This window comes from Phyllobacterium bourgognense, from assembly GCF_003337575.1.
Lineage (GTDB): Bacteria > Pseudomonadota > Alphaproteobacteria > Rhizobiales > Rhizobiaceae > Phyllobacterium > Phyllobacterium bourgognense.
Genome location: NZ_QPJM01000005.1, coordinates 105,936 through 127,864, shown reverse-complemented (window position 1 = coordinate 127,864; position 21,929 = coordinate 105,936). Strand labels below are relative to the sequence as shown.

18 protein-coding genes are annotated in these 21,929 nt (G+C 58.3%); 7 read left to right on the top strand and 11 right to left on the bottom strand.

What is annotated here, in order from left to right; all coding sequences use genetic code 11:
* Window position 1: 1 nt before the first annotated feature.
* Window positions 2-973 carry a heparan-alpha-glucosaminide N-acetyltransferase gene (locus C7476_RS11245; RefSeq protein WP_114430019.1) on the top strand — a complete coding sequence of 324 codons (972 nt, stop codon included), beginning with the start codon at window positions 2-4 and terminating at the stop codon, window positions 971-973.
* 3 nt (window positions 974-976) lie between these two features.
* On the opposite strand, the gene C7476_RS11240 is transcribed toward C7476_RS11245, so the two are convergent.
* The 6 genes from C7476_RS11240 to C7476_RS11215 form a co-directional block, all read right to left on the bottom strand.
* On the bottom strand, window positions 977-1,363 hold the full coding sequence (locus C7476_RS11240; protein ID WP_112529338.1) for a MerR family transcriptional regulator: 387 nt from the start codon (window positions 1,361-1,363) through the stop codon (window positions 977-979).
* Between the two features lie 115 nt (window positions 1,364-1,478).
* Window positions 1,479-2,888, bottom strand: coding sequence for a magnesium transporter (gene mgtE, locus C7476_RS11235; RefSeq protein ID WP_114430018.1), 1,410 nt, complete (start codon window positions 2,886-2,888; stop codon window positions 1,479-1,481).
* Window positions 2,889-3,082: 194 nt separating this feature from the next.
* Complete coding sequence (locus tag C7476_RS11230) at window positions 3,083-4,528, bottom strand: aldehyde dehydrogenase family protein (protein WP_114430017.1); 1,446 nt, start codon at window positions 4,526-4,528, stop codon at window positions 3,083-3,085.
* A gap of 261 nt (window positions 4,529-4,789) precedes the next feature.
* Window positions 4,790-5,371: an anthranilate synthase component II gene (locus C7476_RS11225; protein WP_114430016.1), complete on the bottom strand. Its 582-nt coding sequence runs from the start codon at window positions 5,369-5,371 to the stop codon at window positions 4,790-4,792.
* The gene (pabB, locus tag C7476_RS11220) at window positions 5,368-6,771 is read right to left on the bottom strand and encodes an aminodeoxychorismate synthase component I (RefSeq protein WP_114430015.1); all 1,404 of its coding nucleotides are present in this window, start codon (window positions 6,769-6,771) and stop codon (window positions 5,368-5,370) included. The genes C7476_RS11225 and pabB overlap by 4 nt, the downstream gene beginning before the upstream one ends.
* A gap of 167 nt (window positions 6,772-6,938) precedes the next feature.
* Window positions 6,939-7,361, bottom strand: a complete 423-nt coding sequence (locus C7476_RS11215) for an Lrp/AsnC family transcriptional regulator (protein ID WP_112529348.1) — start codon at window positions 7,359-7,361, stop codon at window positions 6,939-6,941.
* Between the two features lie 169 nt (window positions 7,362-7,530).
* Here C7476_RS11215 and rocF point away from each other — a divergent pair, with 169 nt between their 5' ends.
* Window positions 7,531-8,520, top strand: a complete 990-nt coding sequence (gene rocF / locus C7476_RS11210; protein ID WP_114430014.1) for an arginase — start codon at window positions 7,531-7,533, stop codon at window positions 8,518-8,520.
* A gap of 20 nt (window positions 8,521-8,540) precedes the next feature.
* Window positions 8,541-9,749 carry an ornithine--oxo-acid transaminase gene (rocD, locus tag C7476_RS11205; RefSeq protein WP_114430191.1) on the top strand — a complete coding sequence of 403 codons (1,209 nt, stop codon included), beginning with the start codon at window positions 8,541-8,543 and terminating at the stop codon, window positions 9,747-9,749.
* Window positions 9,750-9,780: 31 nt separating this feature from the next.
* Here rocD and C7476_RS11200 read toward each other — a convergent pair whose 3' ends face one another.
* Genes C7476_RS11200 through C7476_RS11190 form a run of 3 tightly spaced genes read right to left on the bottom strand, consistent with a single transcriptional unit; the run spans window position 9,781 to window position 15,930 of the window.
* Window positions 9,781-12,225: a GcvT family protein gene (locus C7476_RS11200; RefSeq protein WP_114430013.1), complete on the bottom strand. Its 2,445-nt coding sequence runs from the start codon at window positions 12,223-12,225 to the stop codon at window positions 9,781-9,783.
* Window positions 12,222-14,669 (bottom strand): GcvT family protein, encoded by a 2,448-nt coding sequence (locus tag C7476_RS11195; RefSeq protein WP_114430012.1) that lies wholly within the window; start codon window positions 14,667-14,669, stop codon window positions 12,222-12,224. Before C7476_RS11195 ends, C7476_RS11200 begins: the two co-directional genes overlap by 4 nt.
* Window positions 14,670-14,697: 28 nt before the next feature.
* Window positions 14,698-15,930 carry an aromatic ring-hydroxylating oxygenase subunit alpha gene (locus C7476_RS11190; RefSeq protein WP_114430011.1) on the bottom strand — a complete coding sequence of 411 codons (1,233 nt, stop codon included), beginning with the start codon at window positions 15,928-15,930 and terminating at the stop codon, window positions 14,698-14,700.
* Window positions 15,931-16,080: 150 nt separating this feature from the next.
* On the opposite strand from C7476_RS11190, the gene C7476_RS11185 reads away from it, so the two are divergent.
* Window positions 16,081-16,989: a LysR substrate-binding domain-containing protein gene (locus tag C7476_RS11185; protein WP_114430010.1), complete on the top strand. Its 909-nt coding sequence runs from the start codon at window positions 16,081-16,083 to the stop codon at window positions 16,987-16,989.
* Here C7476_RS11185 and C7476_RS11180 read toward each other — a convergent pair.
* Both C7476_RS11180 and C7476_RS11175 read right to left on the bottom strand, forming a co-directional pair.
* Entirely contained in the window at window positions 16,976-17,467 is a 492-nt protein-coding gene (locus tag C7476_RS11180; RefSeq protein WP_114430009.1) for a thioesterase family protein, read from the bottom strand. The two genes, C7476_RS11185 and C7476_RS11180, sit on opposite strands and share 14 nt — an antisense overlap.
* A gap of 84 nt (window positions 17,468-17,551) precedes the next feature.
* Window positions 17,552-18,535, bottom strand: coding sequence for a GlxA family transcriptional regulator (locus tag C7476_RS11175; RefSeq protein ID WP_425373967.1), 984 nt, complete (start codon window positions 18,533-18,535; stop codon window positions 17,552-17,554).
* A 239-nt stretch (window positions 18,536-18,774) separates the two neighbouring features.
* Here C7476_RS11175 and C7476_RS11170 point away from each other — a divergent pair, with 239 nt between their 5' ends.
* Genes C7476_RS11170 through C7476_RS11160 form a run of 3 tightly spaced genes read left to right on the top strand, consistent with a single transcriptional unit; the run spans window position 18,775 to window position 21,919 of the window.
* Window positions 18,775-19,680: a beta-keto acid cleavage family enzyme gene (locus tag C7476_RS11170; RefSeq protein ID WP_114430007.1), complete on the top strand. Its 906-nt coding sequence runs from the start codon at window positions 18,775-18,777 to the stop codon at window positions 19,678-19,680.
* A 6-nt stretch (window positions 19,681-19,686) separates the two neighbouring features.
* Window positions 19,687-20,751: a carnitine 3-dehydrogenase gene (locus C7476_RS11165; protein WP_114430006.1), complete on the top strand. Its 1,065-nt coding sequence runs from the start codon at window positions 19,687-19,689 to the stop codon at window positions 20,749-20,751.
* A gap of 4 nt (window positions 20,752-20,755) precedes the next feature.
* Window positions 20,756-21,919 (top strand): acyl-CoA dehydrogenase family protein, encoded by a 1,164-nt coding sequence (locus tag C7476_RS11160; protein ID WP_114430005.1) that lies wholly within the window; start codon window positions 20,756-20,758, stop codon window positions 21,917-21,919.
* Window positions 21,920-21,929: the final 10 nt, after the last annotated feature.

The window sequence follows — 21,929 nt, the reverse complement described above, 5'->3', positions numbered from 1 at the left end:
CATGAATAAAGCCGAGACCTTGAACTCTCCCACGAAGACGCGTCTCGGCAAGCTGGACGTGTTGCGCGGTATCGCCCTTATTGCCATGGCGACCTACCATACAGGCTGGGATTTCGAATTTTTCGGCTATCTCGAACCCGGAACAACCGGCCATGGCGCGTGGAAACTGTACGCCCGCGTCATCGCCTCGACTTTCCTCGCGCTTGTTGGCTTCAGCCTTGTGCTGGCGCATGGGCGCGGCATTCGCTGGCGCTCGTTTGGCATTCGCCTCACCCAGATCATCGCTGCCGCACTGGCGATCACGCTTGCCACAATGTACGTCACCCCGCAGAGCTTCGTGTTTTTCGGGATCCTGCATGAAATAGCGGCGGCGAGTGTTCTGGGACTTTTGTTCTTGCGGTTGCCTGCGCTGGTTATTGCTGCGGCAGCAGCGGCGGTCATCGCCCTTCCGTATTATTTCGTCTCGCCGGCATTCGACGCACCGCTATTCTGGCCGCTCGGCCTCTCGGAAATCATCATAAGATCAAATGATTACGTCCCGATCTTTCCATGGTTCGGCGCCGTTCTTGCAGGGATGGCGCTCGCCAAGACGATGCAACATTTCGATGCGCTCAAATTGTTTGCCGGAAACATCGCTCCATCCTGGCTCGATCGCGGCCTGCGTTTCATCGGCAGGCACAGCCTCGCCTTCTACCTGATCCACCAGCCAGTGATCATCGCTTCTATTTTTCTTTTTTCGCAACTGTTCCCACCGGCGGTCCCGGCACCACGCGAGGTCTTCGGCAAGGCCTGTGTGCAGAGCTGCCAGAACGACAACGACAAGGCATTTTGCGAGAAGTTCTGCGATTGCGTCATCGGGCAGACCGAAGCGCAGGGCATCTTCGATGACATGTTTGCCGGAAAGCGCGATCAAAACGATCCGCAGATGCAGGAAATCGCTGGCATCTGCACACAGGAGAACATGCCGCAATAAAAGCTATGTATTTACGCCGAGTTCCGCCAGGCGCTCGATACAGCCTTCCTCGACCTGATCGAGTTCGGCCAGGGTTTCCTCGATGTCGCGGCGCTTCTGGCGCAGCTCTGCGCGCTTTTCCTCGACGCGCTTCATCATCAGATGCAGCTGCCCCATTTCTCCAGGCGGCTCTTTGTACATCTGGATTATCTCTTGAATCTCGGCAATGGAGAACCCGAGCCGTTTGCCCCGAAGAATCTGCTTGAGCAAATGCCGGTCGGACGGCCGGAACAGTCTGGTGCGTCCACGTCTGACCGGATGAATCAGATCCTCATCCTCGTAGAACCGCAATGTACGCGTCGACACGCCAAACTCCCGTGTCAGTTCAGTAATGGTGTAATACTCGCGCATTGCAGACACAGCCCCAGTTGTATCGATTGAATCTTTTGCTCACGCAATTACGTAAAAGTCAATTGCACGATTGTATTCGGTTGTAAACTTTAGTCCATAATTCACCAAACGGATGTTATTTGAAGCCAAACCACCAGGTCGCCAGGCCGAGAAACGACGAAAAGCCGACGACATCGGTAACCGTGGTAACGAATACCGCCGACGCTATGGCCGGGTCAGCACCGAAACGATGCAGCAACAACGGAATCAGAATACCACCAAGTGCGGCTGCAAGCATGTTGATGATCATCGCTGCTGCAATAATACCGCCAATATGGACATTTGCGAACCAGAGACCGGCAATGACACCAATCATGATCGCGAAAATGACGCCGTTGATAAGCCCCACCGAAGCCTCGCGGCGAATGATGCGGCCGGCGTTGTAGATATCCATGTCCCGTGTCGCCAGTGCCCGGACAGTCACGGTCATTGTCTGCGTGCCTGCGTTGCCACCCATGGATGCCACGATGGGCATAAGCACCGCCAGAGCCACCATTTGCTGGATGGTCCCATCGAACAATCCGATTACGGATGCCGAGAGAAAGGCGGTGAACAGGTTGATCACCAGCCAGGGCGTGCGCGAGCGCGACGTGGATAGCACGGAGTCGGACAGTTCTTCATCGCCGACGCCGCCAAGACGCAAGATATCTTCCTCGGCCTCTTCCTGAATGACGTCCACGATGTTCTCGATGGTCAGAACACCCACAAGCCGGTCGTTTTCGTCCACCACCGCGGCCGACAACAGATCGTATTGCTCGAAGATTTGCGCGGCTTCTTCCTGATCCATCGTCGCCGGGATCGCATGCCGCGTCTCGTGTGTGATCTCGTCGATTTTGACGTCGCGCCGGGTACGCAGGATGCGATCAAGGTCGATGGCGCCCAAAAGCCGGAACATCGGGTCGATAACGAATATTTGCGAGAACGACTCGGGCAAATCGTCATTGTCGCGCATGTAGTCGATGGTCTGGCCGACAGTCCAGAATGGCGGTACCGCGACAAACTCTGTCTGCATGCGGCGGCCAGCGGTTTCCTCCGGGTAGCCAAGGGACCGGCGCAGTCGAACCCGTTCGGTAAACGGCAGCTGCGCCAGGATCTCGTCGCGGTCTTCCTGCTCGAGGTCTTCGAGAATGTAGACAGCATCGTCGGAATCGAGTTCCTGAACGCCTTCGGCGATCTGCCGGTTCGGCATCGCATCGACGATTTCAAGGCGAACCGCCTCATCGACCTCGGTCAGTGCGGCAAAATCGAATTCGTCGCCCAGAAGTTCGACGAGGGCTCTGCGCTGATCTGGCTGCAGAGCCTCGAGGACGTGACCAAGCTCGGACTGGTGCAGCTTGCCGACATGCGACCTTAGAAACAGAACATCCCGGTCCGCGATGGCGGCGCCGACACGCGCTAGATAGGAGGTGCGGACAGCACCGTCCTCACCATAGATGTTGACATCGTCGTCTTCAGGTGCGGACTCCGGGTGAGTTTCTGTTTCCATCTATCCGCACCTGCCTTCCTGACAAATATGGCGTCTCGTCAGTTAAAACTCAGTGTCCGTCTTGAAAGTCGCTGCGGTGAGTCAGATGGCGTGGTTTTCGAGAACCGGAGCGCAGCGTACTTTAAGGTACGTGAGCACCGGAAGCGCAGAAAATCGCGTCAGATGACCGTCGCAGTAGAATTTCAAACCGACATTCAGGCAGCGTTGTCTTCCCAACCGCTGATTGCCTTTACTTCAAGAAAATCCTCGATCCCGAAGTGACCGCCTTCCCGCCCGATGCCGGACTGCTTGTAGCCGCCAAACGGAGCGTCTGCCGCATGGTCGGCACCATTAATGCGCACCATGCCAGCACGCAACTGCTTCGACACGCGCTTGATGCGCTCGCGATCACCCGACTGGATGTAGGCGGCAAGACCGTATGGCGTGTCATTGGCGATCTCTACCGCTTCTTCCTCCGTGTCGAAGGGGATCATCGCCAACACCGGTCCGAAGATTTCTTCGCGGGCGATCACCATGTCATTGTTGACGTCGGCGAAAACCGTCGGGCGGACGTAGTAACCGCGATTGAAGCCTTCGGGACGTCCGGTACCGCCAGCAATCAGCCGCGCGCCTTCCTTGATGCCCTGCTCGATCAGTCCCTGTACCTTGTTGAACTGCATCTCAGATACAAGCGGGCCCATGTGGTCACCGTCCTGCGATGGATCGCCGACCTTTGTAGCCTTGGCGGTCTCAGCAGCGATTTCGGTCGCCTTGCTATAGACCGAGCGCTCCACCAGCATGCGCGTCGGCGCATTGCAGGACTGGCCGGTATTGTTGAACACATGCTCGACGCCGCGCTTGACTGCAGCTTCTACATCCGAATCTGCAAACACGATGTTCGGCGACTTGCCGCCGAGCTCCAGCGATACACGCTTGACCGTATCAGCCGCAGCCTTGGTCACGGCAACACCGGCGCGGGTGGATCCCGTGAACGACATCATGTCGATGCCGGGATGAGCTGACATGGCTGCACCAACCGATGGACCATCACCATTGACCAAATTGAACACACCGGCGGGAAGACCCGAGGCATCGACCATCTCTGCGAAGATCACTGACGAGATCGGGGCAATCTCCGAGGGTTTGAGGATGACGGTGCAACCTGCGGCAATCGCTGGAACGACTTTCAGAACCACCTGGTTCATCGGCCAGTTCCACGGCGTGATCAGGCCGCAGACACCGATCGGCTCATAGGCAAGCCGGACCGTGTCGTGACCGTTCAGCGGCCGCTCGAACTCGAACTCTTTGAGTGACCGGATGAAAGCCTTGATATGGCCGGTTCCGGATGCTGCCTGTTCATCCAGTGCCATCGTGATCGGCGCGCCCATTTCGGACGAGATCGCCTTGGCCATATCGGCGATACGGGATTTATAAACGGCGAGCAGTCGCTCAAGCCATGCGAGACGTTCTTCGCGGCTGGTCACGCTCCATGTGGTGAAAGCCTTGCGGGCAGCGGATACCGCCTTGTCGACATCGGCTGCAGAACCCAGCGAGATCACGGCAAATGCCTGCTCGTCGGCCGGATTGATCACCTCAAGCTCTTTCGCCACTACCGGCGCTATCCACTTTCCATCGATATAGAAATCGGTCTTGCGAAGCATGATCTGTCTCCTGCCTGTGGCTCTATGGATTATTTTGACACTGCGCCGGATAAGTGACGGCGTGGTTCAGTTGAGTGTGTAGCGGATGATTGACGTTACGACCAACAGGAATATCGAACAAAGAGGCAAAAAATACGGCACGAGGAGTTTGTCGGGATTTAGATCAGGACGCGCCGAAAATGGTGGTTTGCGAGCACCGGAGCGCAGTGAACTTTTGGGTTCATGAGCACCGGCGCACAGAAAAACACCATTTGCAGGCCGTCATGGCCTAAATCCTCGCGAAAGCCGCAGGAAATTGCCCAGCATAGCGTGACCATACTCCGTCAGTACTGATTCAGGGTGGAACTGCACGCCATAGGTGGGGTGGCTGATATGGGTGAGCCCCATGATCTCGCCGGCATCGGATCGCGCGGTCACCGATAGATCGCTGCCGTCCTTGACAGACTCCACGATCAGCGAGTGATAGCGGCCGGCGCGGAACGGGCTCGGCAGCCCCTTGAAAATGCCTGTCCCGCCATGATTGATCGCCGAGGCACGCCCATGCATCGGCTCCTGTGCTCGCACGACCTTGCCGCCAAAGACTTCGCCGATGCATTGATGGCCGAGGCAGATGCCGAGAATCGGCACCTGTCCGCTCAACGTCTCTATAATCTCCATCGATTGCCCGGCTTCGCGCGGCCCGCACGGCCCCGGCGAAACGACAATTGCTTCGGGTGCGAGATGCTCGACTTCCGCTGCCGTAATTGCGTCATTACGCACCACCTGCGTTTCGACGCCAAGTTCAGCAAAGTAGCGCGCCACGGTGAAGACGAAGGAGTCGTAGTTGTCGATGATCAGGATCATTGCGCATCACCCTGATCGAAGACGGCAAAGATGCGCGCCGCCTTGTCCAGCGTTTCCTGATATTCGGCAGCAGGATCGGATAGCGCTGTAATACCGCCTCCCGCTTGAAACACGGCCCGTCCCCCCTGAAACAGCACAGTGCGAATGCCGATATTACCGTCGAAATCGCCATTGAAACCGATGAAACCGATCGAGCCGCAATAGACGCCCCGCGCCTCGCGCTCGATCTCAGTGATGATCTCCATCGCCCGCAGCTTTGGCGCGCCTGTGATTGACCCGCCCGGGAAGGCCGCCCTGATCAGATCCATCAGGGATTTGCCTTCCATCAGCCGCCCCGTGACGGCGGAAACCAGATGATGGACGCTCGCATAGGTCTCGAGCCCGCAAAGGACGGGTGTCAGCACGGAATGCGGTCGGCAAACGCGGGAGAGATCATTGCGCATCAAATCGACGATCATCAGGTTTTCCGCGCGGTCCTTCTCTGATTTGAGAAGTATGTCGGCGAGATTCTTGTCTTCGTCGGGATCTGACGACCGCGGCATCGTACCCTTGATCGGCCGCGTCTCGACCTGATCGCCTTTCACCGCGACAAACCGCTCCGGTGAGCTTGACGCGATAACGATATCGCCATGATCCAGATAGGCGGCAAAAGTCGCGGCATTTCGCTGGCGCAGTGCTCTGTAGAACTGCCACTTCGCAAAGCCTTCCGGCAGATCCGCGATAAAGCGCTGCGCGATGTTGGCTTGGAAGATATCGCCGTCGAGGATGTATTCCACCACCCTGGCAACGGACTGCATATAGGCGTCGCGCTCGAAATTCGAGCGCCAGGACGCTCTCGTAATCCGCTGCTGCTCGACTTTCGAAGTCTCCTGTTTTGGCTCCTCTCGCAGAAGCCGCAGGAACAATTCGGAACGCTCGATACTTTTCCTTTTCCGGGCAGTCTCGTCCACTTCCGGCAATCCTGATGACAAAAACCAGGCTTTTCCGGCCAGATGATCGAACGCCAGCACCACATCGTAAAAATACCATGCGGCATCTGGCATCGAGCCTTGCGCCGGCGCATCCGGTTGCGGCAAGCGCTCCAGCAATCGCCCGAATTCATAGGAAAAATAGCCGATTGCGCCGCCTTGAAACGGCGGAAGACCGGGCTGATCATCGAGCCGACACAGATCGAGATAGTGCGAAATCGCCTCGAGCGGATGCCGGTCAACGGCGGCGCCATTCCAGCTCGCCACGCCCTTTTCCACGACGAGCTTGCCGAACGGATCGGCCGCGACATAGGAGTAGCGTCCAAGGCTGTCGTGGCGCATGGCACTGTCGAGAAAGCTCAGTCCCCCGAGAGCCCGCAATCGCTCGGCGGCTTCGACAGGTTCCAGCCATGGAATCTCACGAATGTGCAAACCACTCCTCCTTAACCGTTAGGCACGGATATATTGAGATTCGCGTCACGACGAGCCGAAAATGGTGATTTTCGAGAACCGGAGCGCAGTGAACTTTTGGGTTCATGAGCACCGTATCGCAGAAAAGTGCCATTTGCAGGCCGTCCTGGCGTGAATATCAGTATATCCTAGCTCTTGCGCGTCGACAGAAGGATACTTGTCTCCGTCGAGGTGATTCCGTCAATATGGCGAATGTCGCGCAATGTCCGGTCGAAAGCCTCGAGGGTCTCGACTTCGATTTCGGCAACGATATCCCAGCGTCCGTTCGTGGTATGCAGCGCGCGGATTTCCGGAAAGCCCTGCAATCGCCGCACAACCTTTTCGGCGGCCTGCCCCGCTACCTCGATCATGGCAACCGCCCGCACGCCATAAATGCCCGCTCCAGCCTTCAAATTGACAGTGAAACTCTGGATCGTACCGTTTGTAGTGAGCCTGTCGATGCGGGTGCGCACCGTTGCGCGCGAAATACCGAGAATCGTTGCCATGGATGAAACCGGCATGCGGCAATCATCCCGTAGCAAAGACAGCAATTTGCGGTCCACATCATCCATCGTCTATCAATCTGACCAATTTGATTGAGCAAAATGCGCATTAATATGCGCATTCATATCAGGATGCTGTCTTTTTGTCACCGCGTCGAAGTGCCAATATCACCGCCGAAAAACGTGATAATCTTGGTTGGATCCCGGACCCCTTCAAACGCGAGAGTGACAGCTGCTCATGAACATGCAGAACAATTTCGAGGACACGCACAAGCAGAAGCTGACCGTCATCGGCGCGCCGATCGAAGAAGGCGCCGGCAGGCTTGGGGCATTGATGGGTCCCGCTGCACTGCGCACTGCCGGCCTTATACATATGCTCGAAGATCTTGGCCACCCGGTGGAGGATCGCGGTGACTTGCGACTCCCGAAGACATTGCCTGTTGTGCCGCCTGTCCAGGGTCTTGCGCACTACATCGAGAAAATCGCTGCCTGGTCCCGCATGCTGGCCGTCGAGACCTATGACGCAATGACCAACGGCACGCTCCCGGTCATTCTTGGCGGCGATCATAGCCTGTCCATGGGATCGATTGGCGGCATCGCGCGCTATTGCGAAGAGCACAACCGCGAATTGTTCGTGCTTTGGCTCGACGCGCATTCCGACTTCAATACGCCCGCCACCTCGCCATCCGGCAACATGCACGGCATGTCGGCGGCGCTTCTTTGCCGCGAGCCCGGCCTTGAAGGTGTCTTCGGCGATGAACCGCACGGTTTCGTCAAACCGGAAAACCTGCATCTCTTCGGCATTCGTTCCATCGACAAGACCGAACGCGTGCTTCTGCGTGAGCGCGGCATCGATGTCATCGACATGCGGCAGATCGATGAATTCGGCGTTGTCAAACTGCTGCGCCGCATCATTGAGCGCGTACAGAAGGCCAACGGCATCCTGCATGTCAGTTTTGACGTGGATTTCGTTGATCCGTCCTTTGCACCGGGTGTCGGAACCACCGTTCCTGGGGGCGCGACCTACCGCGAAGCGCATCTCGTCATGGAGATGCTGCACGATTCCGACGTCGTCGGTTCGCTTGACGTGGTTGAGCTCAACCCATTCCTGGATGAGCGCGGCAAGAGTGCCTTGCTCCTCGTCGATCTCGTTGCCAGCCTGTTCGGCCGGCAGATTTTCGACAAACCGACATTATCTGAACAGAGCGCTGCTGCTCTGAACGTATGACATAATAGGAGGATACTTTGCTGCACACAGCCGCTGACCTGATTTCGACGGAATCCCGCCTCGGGGCGCACAACTACAAGCCGCTCGATGTGGTGCTGGAGCGCGGCGAAGGCGTGTACGTATGGGATATCGACGGCAATCGCTATCTTGACTGTCTCTCAGCCTATTCGGCCGTCAACCAGGGCCATTGCCATCCCAAAATCCTGAAAGCAATGACGGAACAGGCAGGCAAACTGACGCTCACCTCCCGCGCCTTCCGCAATGACCAGTTGGCCCTGTTCTATGAAGAACTCGCCGCCCTCACCGGCTCGCACAAGATCCTGCCGATGAACAGTGGCGCCGAAGCCGTCGAAACCGCCATCAAGGCCGTGCGCAAATGGGGCTACGAGGTCAAGGGTGTTCCGGAAAACGCCGCGGAGATCATCGTCTGTTCGGATAATTTCCATGGCCGCACCATGGGTATCGTCGGCTTCAGCACCGATCCTGCCGCCCGCGATAATTTCGGCCCGTTCGCGCCGGGCTTCAAGGTCGTTCCATTCGGCGATATCGACGCGTTTGCGGCGGCACTGACCCCTAACACGGTCGGTTTTCTTGTCGAGCCGATCCAGGGCGAAGCCGGCGTGATCATTCCGCCGAAAGGCTATTTCACCAGGGTGCGCGAACTCTGCACCGAGAATAACGTCACGCTTATCCTGGATGAAATCCAGACTGGCCTTGGCCGCACCGGCGCCTTGCTTGCCGAAGCGCACGAGGGCATCGAAGCGGACGTAACGCTGATCGGCAAGGCACTCTCTGGCGGTTTTTACCCTGTCTCGGCGGTGCTTTCAAACAGCGATGTTCTCGGCGTGCTCAAGCCCGGGCAGCACGGCAGCACCTTTGGCGGAAACCCGCTTGCCTGCGCCATTGCCCGTGCCGCGCTGCGGGTGCTCACCGAAGAAGACATGATCGAGAATTCCCGCATCGAGGGCGACTATTTCCTGCAGGAGCTCAAGGGCATTCGTAGCAATATCGTGCGGGAAGTGCGTGGGCGCGGGCTGATGCTGGCGGTCGAACTCCATCCGGAAGCCGGCGGCGCCAATCGTTTCTGCTACGAACTCAAGGCGCGCGGCATTCTCGCCAAGGACACCCATGGCGATACGATCCGCATCGCTCCGCCACTCGTTATCAAGCGCGATCAGGTCGATTGGGCGCTGGAGCAGTTCAATGCGGTTCTCACCAGCATGAATTGAGTTTGAGAACTGGCCGATAACACGGCTGGTCCTACATCCTGACCCGCTCGGCCTTTGGATCGTACATCGGCCGCAGTGAGGCCTCGGCTTTCACCCGCACACCGGCTATCTCGATCTCATAGTCGGACGCCAGCACCTGTTCGGCGCTCTCGCCCTTGCTCGGCACATAACCAAGCCCGATCGCGCCGCCGAGATGATGCCCGTAGTTACCGGATGTGATTGTGCCGACGATCTTGCCGTCGCGGACAATCGCCTCGTTGTGAAACAGCAGCGGCTCGGGATCGGTCAGGCGGAATTGCACCAGACGGCGATCAAGCCCGGCGTCCTTCTTCCTCAGCACCGCATCGCGGCCGATGAAATCACCCTTATCTACCTTCACCGCAAAGCCGAGCCCTGCCTCCAGCACATGGTCCTCGTCGGTGATGTCATGGCCGAAATGCCGGAAGGCTTTTTCGATACGGCAGGAGTCCAGTGTGTGCAGGCCGCTCAGTTTCAAGCCAACGTCCCTGCCGGCTTCTTCGATTGCCTCGAACACATGTGCTGTCTGATCCGTCGAGACATAAAGCTCCCAGCCGAGTTCGCCGACATAGGTCACGCGGTGCGCCCGCGCCAATCCCATGCCTATTTCGATCTCGCGTGCAGTACCAAACGGGTTTGCCTCGTTCGAGAAGTCATTCGGGCTGACCTTCTGGATCAGTTCGCGCGATTTCGGCCCCATCAGGCAAAGCACGGACTCCGCGGCAGTTACATCGGTGATGACTACGAACTCGTCCTTGAGGTGCTTGCGCATCCAGGCAAGGTCGCGCTGCAGCGTCGCGCCGGGCACCACGGCGAAAAACGCCGTATCCGACAGCCGCGTGATCGTCAGGTCGCTCTCGATCCCGCCGCGATTGTTGAGCATCTGCGTATAGACGATGCGGCCCGGTTCAACATTCAGCTGATTGGCACAAAGCCGCTGCAGGAACGCCAGTGCATCACGACCCTCGATGCGTATCTTGCCGAATGAGGTCATATCGAACAGACCGACATTGTTGCGCACGGCAAGGTGTTCGTCGCGCTGATTGTCGAACCAGTTCTGCCGCTTCCACGAATAGCGGTATTCGCGCTCCTGGCCCTCTTTGGCAAACCAGTTGGCGCGCTCCCATCCCGCAACTTCGCCAAAGACAGCGCCACGGGCCCTCAGATGCTCGTGGATAGGCGAGCGGCGAATATTGCGCGATGTTGCCATTTGCCGGTACGGGAAATGATCGGCGTAAAGCAGCCCGAGCGTCTCCGACACCCGCTCCTTCAGGTAGCGCCGGTTCTTCTGGAACGGCTGCGCCCGGCGAATATCCACCTCCCACAGATCGAAGGGCGCTTCGCCATCGTTTATCCATTGCGCAAGCGCCATCCCGGCACCGCCGGAGGAAACAATACCGATGGAATTATACCCCGCCGCAACCCAGTAGCCGCCAAGTTCCGGCGCTTCGCCGAGGTAGTAGCGGTCGTCGGGGGTGAAGCTTTCGGGACCATTGAAGAATGTATGGATACCGGCCGTGCCGAGCATAGGCATACGATTGACGCCCATTTCAAGGATCGGCTCGAAATGCTCAAAATCTTCCTGCAACTGATCGAAACAGAAGTCCTCGGAAATACCGTTCATGCCCCAGGGCTTGGCAATCGGTTCGAAAGCGCCGAGCATCATCTTGCCGGCATCTTCCTTGTAGTAGGCGCATTCATCGGGAACGCGCAGCACCGGGAGACGCCCGAGCCCCTCGATAGCCTCGGTGACCAGATAGAAGTGCTCGCAAGCATGCAGCGGCACAGTCACGCCCGACGTTCCCGCCAGATCGCGCGCCCACATACCGGCGCAATTGATCACGACATCGGACTCGATCGTGCCGTGCTCTTCACCCTGCGCCCAGGTGACTCCAGTCACACGGCCATTTTTCTTGAGAACTTCGGTGACCTTGACGTTTTCGACGATCTTCGCACCGCGCTGGCGTGCACCCTTGGCAAGAGCCATGGCGATATTTGCCGGGTCGCACTGCCCGTCTAGGGGCAGATGCACCGCGCCAACCACATCCTCGATGTTAAGATGCGGATACATCTCCTTGACTTCGCGCGGAGAAATCTCGCGCACATCGACATCGAACGCTCTTGCCAGTGATGCCTGCCGGTAGATCTCGTGCTTGCGTTCCTCGGTCAGCGCGACGGTGATCGACCCAACCTGGCGCATGCCGGTGGCGACCTCGGTTTCGGCCTCGAGCTTGACATAGAGATCCGCGGAATATTTGGCGAGCCGCGTCATGTTCTGCGAGGCGCGCAATTGGCCGATCAACCCCGCAGCATGCCACGTCGTGCCAGATGTGAGCTGTTTGCGCTCAAGCAAAACGATATCAGTCCAGCCGAGCTTGGCCAGATGATAGGCAACGGAACAGCCGGAGATGCCGCCACCAATAATGACGGCCCGGGCCTTGGCCGGTAGAGAGCTCATGCGCGAATTCTTTCGTTCTTGGGATCCCACAACGGTTGGTCAGGATGGACCGTTGCCTTGAAGCGCTCGCCAAAGATTTCCACCTCGACTTCGGTGCCGGGTTCAGTGAGTTCTGTCTTCAGCATGCCGAGCGCAATGGATTTGTCGATGCGGTGGCCCCAACCGCCCGACGTCGTCTCACCGACGATATTGCCGTCGTGCCAAAGCGTCGACATGTAAGGCGCGTCGCAATCGCCTGCATCGACAGTCAGCGTCACGAAGCGTTTCTTCACGCCCTGCTGCTTTTCACTCTCAAGGGCTGCCTTGCCAAGAAATTCCGGCTTTTCCCACTTGATGAAGCGTTCGAGCCCGCTTTGCAGCGGTGTGTAGTCCGTGGACAGGTCACCCTTCCACGCGCGGTAACCCTTCTCCAGACGGAGCGAATCGAGGGCGAACATGCCGAACGGCTTGATCCCGTATTTCTGCCCTGCCTCCCACACCGCATCGAAAATGGCGGCCGTATCGGCTATCTTGGTGTGGACTTCCCAGCCGAGTTCGCCGGCAAACGATACCCGCACCAATTGGCAATAGCGCCCGGCAATCTGTGTCGTCTGGTGCGACAGCCAGGATTTTTCCAGGTCGGCATCGCAGATATCGCGGAAAAGATCGCGCGCCTTCGGCCCGGTCACGATTTGGCACGAGAAGTCTTCAGTTACATTGCTGATGCTGATCGAACTGCCTTTCGGCAAATGATTGAGCAGCCAGTCGCGATCATGCCATTCTGCAACGCCGGCGGTGATCAGGAAGAACACATCCTCGTCGATTGCCATAATCGACATTTCAGTGACGACGCGGCCCTTGTCATCCGAGAAATAGCCAAGCCCGATACGTCCGGGTTTGGGAACGATACCCGTTATCAACGTCGCCAGCCATGCGCGCGCGCCCTCGCCGCTCACCTTGAAGCGTGAGAAACCCGGCAAGTCGAGAATTCCGACCGCATCGCGCACCGCATGGCATTCTTCGCGAATACGCTGCTGCCAGGGTCCGTCGCGCAGAAATGTCTGTGTGGATTCTTCGGATGTGTCATCGCCCGATTGCGCATACCAGTTGGCCCGCTCCCAGCCATTATAGGCACCGAACTGCGCACCGAGCCTGGCGATGCGGTCATGGATAGGCGACAGCTTCTTGTTGCGACCCGCCGGCCATGTGTGGCGCGGAAAGTGGATGGCGTATTCGTGCCCGTAGACTTCAACGCCCTTGGCGACACAATAGTCAGGATCGGTGAAAGCGGTGAACCGGCGCGGATCGCACGACCACATATCCCACTCCGTTGCGCCCTCCGTCACCCATTCGGCGAGGACCTTGCCCGCACCGCCTGCCTGCGCGATGCCAAAGGTGAAAACACAGGCCTCAAATGCGTTTGGAACACCGGGCATCGGGCCAATCAGCGGGTTACCGTCCGGTGCGTAAGGGATCGGACCGTTGATGATCTTCGACAGGCCCGCCGTGCCAAGGATCGGAACGCGTGCGATGGCATCGTTCAGATACCATTCGAGCCGTTCCAGATCGTCTGGAAAAAGCTGGAAGGAGAAGTCGTCCGGCATCGGATCGTCGGAAGTCGCCCAATGCGCCCGGCAATTGCGCTCGTACGGCCCGAGATTCATGCCATTCTTTTCCTGCCGGAGATAATAGGACGAATCCACGTCGCGCAGCAGCGGCAGCTTTTGGCTGTGTTCGCGCGACCAGGCCGCAATCTCCGGGATTTCGTCGAACAGCAGATATTGATGGCTCATCACCATCATCGGCACGTCGCGACCGAACAGTTTGCCGATTTCCTGCGCGCGATAGCCTGCAGCATTGACCACGTATTCGCAGCGAATATCGCCCTGCGGCGTCGAGATGACCCATTCGTCATTGTCACGCCGCGCGCCGGTCACAGGGCAAAACCGGATGATCTTGGCGCCCAGATCGCGCGCACCCTTGGCCAGGGCCTGCGTCAACTGCGCCGGATCGATATCGCCATCATTGGGATCGTAGAGCGCGCCTTCCAGCTCATGCGTCGCAATAAACGGATAGCGCCCATTGATCTCATCGACCCCCAGCACATCGATATCCATGCCCTGATAGCGGCCCATGCTCTTCACACGCTGGAATTCGCGCATCCGCTCCTTGGTATGCGCCAGTCGCAGCGATCCCGTGACATGGTAATTCATGGGATAATCGACTTCGGCGGCCAGCCCGCGGTAGAGCTCTGCCGAATAGCGCTGCATGTTCATCACTGACCAGGAGGCGGAAAACGTCGGCACATTCCCGGCTGCATGCCATGTCGATCCTGATGTCAGCTCGTTCTTTTCGAGCAGCACGCAATCGGTCCAGCCCGCTTTGGCGAGGTGATAAAGCGACGAAACACCAACCGCCCCGCCACCGATGATGACGACGCGCGCCGCCGTTGGAAAATCAGACATATGCAGTCCCTCGTGGTCTCATGCTTTTCTATGGCCGTGCGATTTCATCGAGGTACCACTGGATGTACCGCAGTTCATTATATTCCATCGGCGCAATCGGTCCCGGAACGAAGTAGTGCGAGCGGACGCCGCGCGCCGTATGCTCGATAATCGTCTTGTCCTCGGCGGTCGTGACCTTCCACAGCCAGGTCAGCTTTTCGAGGTCATAGTCCTTGCCATCTTCGGCATCGCCGCGCACCAGCCAGATCAGTTCCATCTCGCATGTATCGACGCTTTTCGGAATGAACCGATAGATCATGCCATGGTCCGGATAGCACACGAGGAAGCTGGTGCCGCCGAGATGGATCGAGGTCACGCCGCCGTCGAACTCCGAGAAGCGCCCCATTAGTGGCCCGACGGGCGAACCGTCTTCGCTGCCACTGGAAACGCCGTCATAGAGCGCGTAACGGAACGTATGAATTGTTTCCTGGCCGTGCGCCGAGCTCTGCCAGTGATCGCCGGTGGCGATGTCGATGCCAAGCGCACAGGTGCGCTGTTCCATGCGTGCATTCAGCTCGACGATCTTCTCGGCTGGCTGCTCCAGTGCATGCGTCTGCGAATACTCCGGGTGGGCCGGGCCGCAATGGTAGCATTCCACGTAATTTTCGACGGCGAGTTTCCAGTTGGCATCGACAGGATAGGTCTCGCGGTGCGCAACCTTGGCGTCCGCCCAGCCATATTGCCCGCAAGTCGTGCGCAGCGACTGTTCGATAATGGAAAAATCCAGTGGTTCGTCGGCAAAGCAGATGAAGATAAGTCCCTCGGCCACCCGTACATGCAGCTTCTTCAAGCCATGGGCGCTGCGATCGAAGTCCTTCGGCATCAGCCGCGCCGCACGCAGACTGCCATCATTGGTGTATGTCCAGGCATGATAGGGACAGACGAAGAAACGCGCATTCCCCTTCTGCTTGGTGCAGACCTCGGCACCGCGATGGCGGCAAACGTTCAAAAAGGCATGGATCGATCCGTCTTCGGTGCGTGAAACGATCACCGCCTCGCTGTCGATCTTGAAAAGCTCGAAATCTCCGACATTGGGAACGATGCTGGCGTGACCAATGCAATGCCAATGGCGCCGGAACACCCGCTCCATGTCACGTGCATAGATGTCTGGATCCATATAGAACGCACGAACAAGCCCGTGACCGGCTGTGTGCCGGGCGATCAGTTGATCGATCTTGTCCAGAGACGGCGCAAGTTCCGCCAAGGCTTGTTCTGCACCCATCTCATTCTCCGAAAGGATTGTTCCCGGACGCCCTGTTATTTTTGACCGCGCCGCAGTTTAGAATGATTCCGCATTGCGCCGCATTCAAGCGATCGTTACTCATAAAGACATGAATTATTCTCAAGCATCCAGTTGCAAGGTTTCCTGGCCATGATGTCGAAGCCCCGCATTCCGCCGCTCGGCTCGTTGCGGGCATTCGAAGCATCAGCCCGATTGTTGAGTTTCCGGCTTGCTGGAGAAGAACTCGGCGTGACACAATCCGCCATCAGCCACCGGATCGCCGAGCTTGAAACCATCCTCGGCGTCAAGCTGTTCGAACGCCTGCCGCGCGGCGTGTCGCTGACTGACGCCGGCACGCTTTACTATCCCTATATGCGCGATGCCTTTGAAAAGATCGCGCGTGGTACGGCGCTGATCAATCGGATCGGCACGACAGACGACCTTGCGTTGGAGACCTATGCGACCTTCGCCATCCGCTGGCTGATCCCGCGACTGACGGATTTTCGCAGGGTCAATCCCAATCTTGCCATTCGTATCGGCACCAGCCAGCTCGATTGGGAGCTGAATATTGACAGTTCAGATATCGGCATCATCCATACCACCCGGCCGGAGCGGATGAACCTGCACTACCGCCTGCTGGTCAAGGCAGAAATGCGACCCGTGTGCAGTCCGCAAGTGGCTGCGCGGATAGAAGGCGACGCGGGAGCTCAGGCTTTGGCCAAGGTGCCACGCCTCGCGCTTTATACCTCCCCCGAGGATTGGGGCACATGGCTTGAGGCGGCGGGCATCGCCGATACCGCGCAAGCCGTGACACTGAAGTTCGACACCTATCTCGCCGCCCTGCAGTCCGCTCTGGATGGTCAGGGCTTCGCCGTCGCACCGGACTTTCTCGTGGCTGACGACATCAAGGCTGGGCGGCTTGTCGCCCCGTTCCCGCTGAAAGTTCCGCAGCCCGGCGCCTGGTATATGATCTGCCGCAAGGAGCGCGTCGGCGAAACCCGCATCCGCCAATTCGAGCGCTGGCTGGTCGAGCAGTTTGGTGGGGCTACTTCCGCTTGATCCCGATCGAGCGGCCCACACGTGCAGGCAGCTGCAGCTGGGAATGAGCCTCCTTGTAGCGCTCTAGCGTCGGCAAAATATCATCGGGAAACGGCACGACCTTGGGGCCGTTCATATCCACATGCAGCGACATCACCTCCGCGGTCGCCGCCACCCAGCCATCCTGGTGCACGATCTCATTATAAGTGTGCAGACGCTTGGCATCGAAATCGATCAGCTGGCTTGTGACCGTCACGATATGGTCGAGATGAATTTCCTGCACGTAGCAGATATGCACTTCGGCGGTGTAGATCGTCAGCTTGCGTTCGGCGGCATATTTCGGGCCGAAGCCCAATTCGGCAAGAAACTCATCGCCGCCCCGGTCGAAAACCACGTTGTAGTACGCCATGTTCAGGTGGCCATTGTAGTCGATCCACTCCTTCTCCATGGCAAGCGGCGCGGACCGGTACAGTTCACCTTGCAAATTTTCGGCTGACATTCTGGGCTCCTGACTGGATGGCGCAACTATTCGATCGCGGGTTGAAACATGAAGTCCGTAATGCTGCTTTGTCAAAAGCGACGCTCAATGAACAGCCCGGAAAGCGCTTGGCGGCTTGCCTTCAAAATTACGGAAGGTTCTGGTGAATGCCGATGCCGATGAAAAACCGGTGCGCGCGGCGATATCCGCCAGCGGCGATTTCGTATCGGTAATCAGCCGCCGCGCAACTTTCAGTCGTAGCCGCAGGTAGTACCTGCCCGGCCCCTCGCCGACAGCCTTGGCAAAGATCTTCTCGAGGCTTCGGGCACTCAGGCCAGAGCGCTTGGCAATGGCGCCGATGGTCAACGGCTGTTCGATATGGCGCTCCATCAGGCGAATGGCGCCCGCGAGCTTCGGATGCACATCGTCGAGCCGTCCCAGCGAAACCAGCGGCTGCGCGTCGTTCGAGGCATGTGTCCCGTCATAGATGAACACACTCGCCACATCGAGCGCGACAGACATGCCGTAGCGCGAGCGGATCAGATGCAGCATGAGATCGAAGGTCGGCGAGGCGCCGCCGCTCGTGAAAACCGGCCCATCGATGACGTAGCGGTCTGGCCGAATATCCGCATCGGGAAACTCGGCCGTAAACTCCTCCATATCCTCCCAGTGCGTTGTCGCCTTGCGTCCTGAGAGCAGGCCCGCGCGCCCGAGCAGCCAGGAACCAGCCTCGATGCCGCCAATCATCTGGTAGTTGTGCACAGCGCGGCGCAGATTGGCCGTGAAGGTCGTCCGCGCAATGTCGGATGTACCGAAACCCCCGACAACCAATAATATATCGCCCTTTTCTGATGTATCGAATGAGCCAGATACGGCAATCGGCAGACCACATGTTGTCATTGTCGGTTCGCCGTCCAGTGATACAATTCGCCAGTTGAACAGGTTTGCACCTGACACGCGATTCGCCGCACGCATCGGGTCGATTGTTGAAGCCACGCACATGAGCGAAGCGCCGCTGAAAACCACAACGGTCACCTGCAGCGGTTTGGAACTTGGCAAAAAGAGTGGCGAAGTTTCGCTATTCATCAATTGCTATTCGTATATTGCAAAGCATCGCTTGGCAATCGGGGCATGATCAGGTCAACAGAAATATGGGAGCGCAGAGCTTTTCTTGTTTGAATAGGAAAATTCTGCCGGAGGAAATTCATGGACAAGGTCAAGGGATTCGGCAAGGCCGATGCCTTTCCATCGGACGACGCCGAAGCCCGCAGGATTTGGCCGGAATTTACCCGGCAGGATTGTTCTAGTTAAGCAAGAAAGGCTCTAAGATGGGACTCACCCCCAATCGCGAAGTATTCATCACCTGCGCCGTGACCGGTGCGGGCGATACCACAGGCCGTTCCGACAAGGTTCCAGTCACACCGCGCCAGATCGCCGATGAATGCATTGCTGCGGCCAATGCGGGCGCGGCCATCGCACATATTCACGTGCGTGACCCCAAGACCGGCAAGGGTTCGCGCGATATCGCTCTCTATGCGGAGGTCGTCGAGCACATCAAGGCGTCAGGCGTCGATATGGTCCTGAATCTCACCGCCGGCATGGGCGGCGATCTCACGCTCGGCAGCGTGGAACAGCCAATGCCGCCTTCACTCGACGGCACCGACATGGCCGGCGCAACGGAACGCCTGGAACACGTGGCAAAGCTGCGCCCGGAAATCTGCACGCTCGATTGCGGCACGATGAATTTCGGCGAAGGCGATTATGTCATGACCAATACGCCTGCCATGCTCAAAGCCATGGCGGCCCAGATCAAGGCGCTTGGCGTGCGGCCGGAGGTAGAAATCTTCGATACGGGCCACCTGCTTCTGGCCAAGTGGCTTTACGATCAGAAATTGCTTGAAGATCCGGTCATGGTGCAGCTCTGCATGGGCATTCCCTGGGGTGCGCCGGATGATATCAATACGCTGCTGGCGCTGACGAACAACCTGCCGTCAAACTGGACCTTCTCAGCCTTCTCCATCGGTCGCAACCAGATGCCCTATGCTGCGATGGCGATGCTGGCTGGCGGCAATATCCGCGTCGGCCTTGAAGACAATATCTGGCTCGACAAGGGCGTTCTGGCCACCAATGGCCCGTTGGTCGAACGCGCCGTAAAAGTTGCCGAAGGCATGGGCGCTCGCATTCTCGGACCGAACGAAGTCCGCGAGCGCATGAAATTGACGAAGGGCTGGTAAGAAATCATGGCAGGTATTCGCAAGGCCGCGGCAATCGGCGGCGGTGTTATCGGTGCGGGCTGGGTAGCCCGCCTCCTTCTCAATGGCATTGATGTTTCGATCTTCGATCCGGACCCGGAGGCCGAGCGCAAAGTCAGCGAGGTGATGAAGAATTCACGCCGCGCCTATAAGACCATGGTGCGGGGCGGTTTGCCGAAGGAAGGCAAGCTGACTTTCGCCAAGTCGATCGAACAGGCCGTCGCCGGCGCTGACTTCATTCAGGAAAGCGTGCCGGAACGGCTCGACTTGAAGCACAAGGTGCTTGCGGAGATCGACAAACACGCGGCTGTCGATGCCATCGTCGGTTCTTCCACGTCGGGCATCCTGCCGTCGGACATGCAGACGGCGATGAAGCACCCGGAACGGCTGGTCGTGGGTCATCCCTACAATCCCGTCTATCTCCTCCCGCTGGTAGAGATCGTCGGCGGCAAGCAGACTTCGCCTGAAGCCGTCGAAAAGTCACGTGAACTCTACACCTCGATCGGCATGAAGCCGGTGGTCATCCGCAAAGAAATCGAAGCCTTCGTCGGCGATCGCCTGCTCGAAGCCGTCTGGCGCGAATCCCTGTGGCTGATCAAGGACGACATCACGACGGTCGAAGAGCTCGACGACATCATCCGCTATTCATTCGGCATCCGCTGGGCACAGATGGGCATGTTCCAGGTCTACCGTGTTGCTGGCGGTGAAGCCGGCATGCGCCACTTCATCGCGCAATTCGGTCCATGCCTGTCATGGCCGTGGACCAAACTGATGGACGTGCCGGAACTTGACGAGGAACTGGTCGACAAGATCGCCAATCAGTCCGACGAACAGGCCCATGGGCTGTCGATCCGCGAGCTTGAGCGCATCCGCGACGATAATCTCGTGGCCATCATGGAAGCCCTTTCCAAGCAGAACAAGGGCAAGGGCTGGGGCGCAGGCGCACTTCACAACGACTACACCAAGCGTCTGTCGAAGCTGGCGCAAAAGCCGGCAGTTTCCAAGGCAGCTGCAAAAGCCAAAACCAGCAAGCCCAAGAAAAAGAAAGGCTAACGCTATGGATTTCGGTCTTTCGGAGGAGCAAAGGCTGATCGTCGATACGACGCGCGCCTTTGTCGAAAACGAACTCTATCCACACGAGGCGGAGGTCGAGCGCACCGGCGTCCTGCGCAAGGAACTTGCCGACGAACTGAAGCAGAAGGCAATCGAAGCCGGGCTTTATGCCGCCAACATGCCGGAAGAGGTCGGTGGTGCCGGTCTCGATACCGTGACGTGGCTGCTTTACGAAAAAGAGCTCGGCCGCGCCAACTACGCGCTGCACTGGACCTGCGTCGGACGCCCTTCCAACATCCTGCTCGCCGGCACCGACGGGCAGAAGGAAAAGTACCTGTTCCCGTGCATCCGCGGTGAAAAGTCGGATTGCCTTGCCATGACAGAACCCGGCGCCGGGTCGGACCTGCGCGGCATGAAGGCGACCGCCGTGGAAAAAGGCGGCGACTGGGTCGTCAACGGCACCAAACATTTCATCAGCCATGCCGTCGAAGCGGATTTTGTCATTCTCTTCGTTGCATCCGGCGAAGAAGACACGCCGCGCGGCAAGAAAAAGAAGATCACAGCCTTCTTCGTCGACAAGGGTCATCCCGGCATGACCATCCGCGAAGGCTATCGCAACGTTTCGCATCGCGGCTATACCAATGCAATTATCGAGTTCGACGATTGCCGCCTGCCGCAGGATGCGATCCTCGGCGAAGTCCACAAGGGCTTCGAGGTCGCCAATACCTGGCTCGGCGCGACCCGCCTTCAGGTCGCAGCGACTTGTCTCGGCCGCGCCGAGCGCGCGCTTGGCCACGCCATCGAATATGCAGCGCAACGCCAGCAATTCGGCCAGCAGATAGGCAAGTTCCAGGGGGTATCGTTCAAGCTCGCCGATATGGCGACGGAGCTGAAAGCTGCGGACCTGCTCACCTTCGAGGCTGGCTGGAAATTCGACCAGGGCACAGTCACAGATCAGGACATGGCGATGGCAAAGCTCAAGGCCACCGAAATGCTGGCCTTCGTCGCTGACGAAGCGATCCAGATTCACGGCGGCATGGGCCTGATGGACGACCTGCCGCTTGAGCGCATCTGGCGCGACGCGCGTGTCGAACGCATCTGGGAAGGCACATCCGAAATCCAGCGGCACATCATTTCGCGAGCCCTGCTCCGCCCGCATGGCGCGTGACGGAGCATCT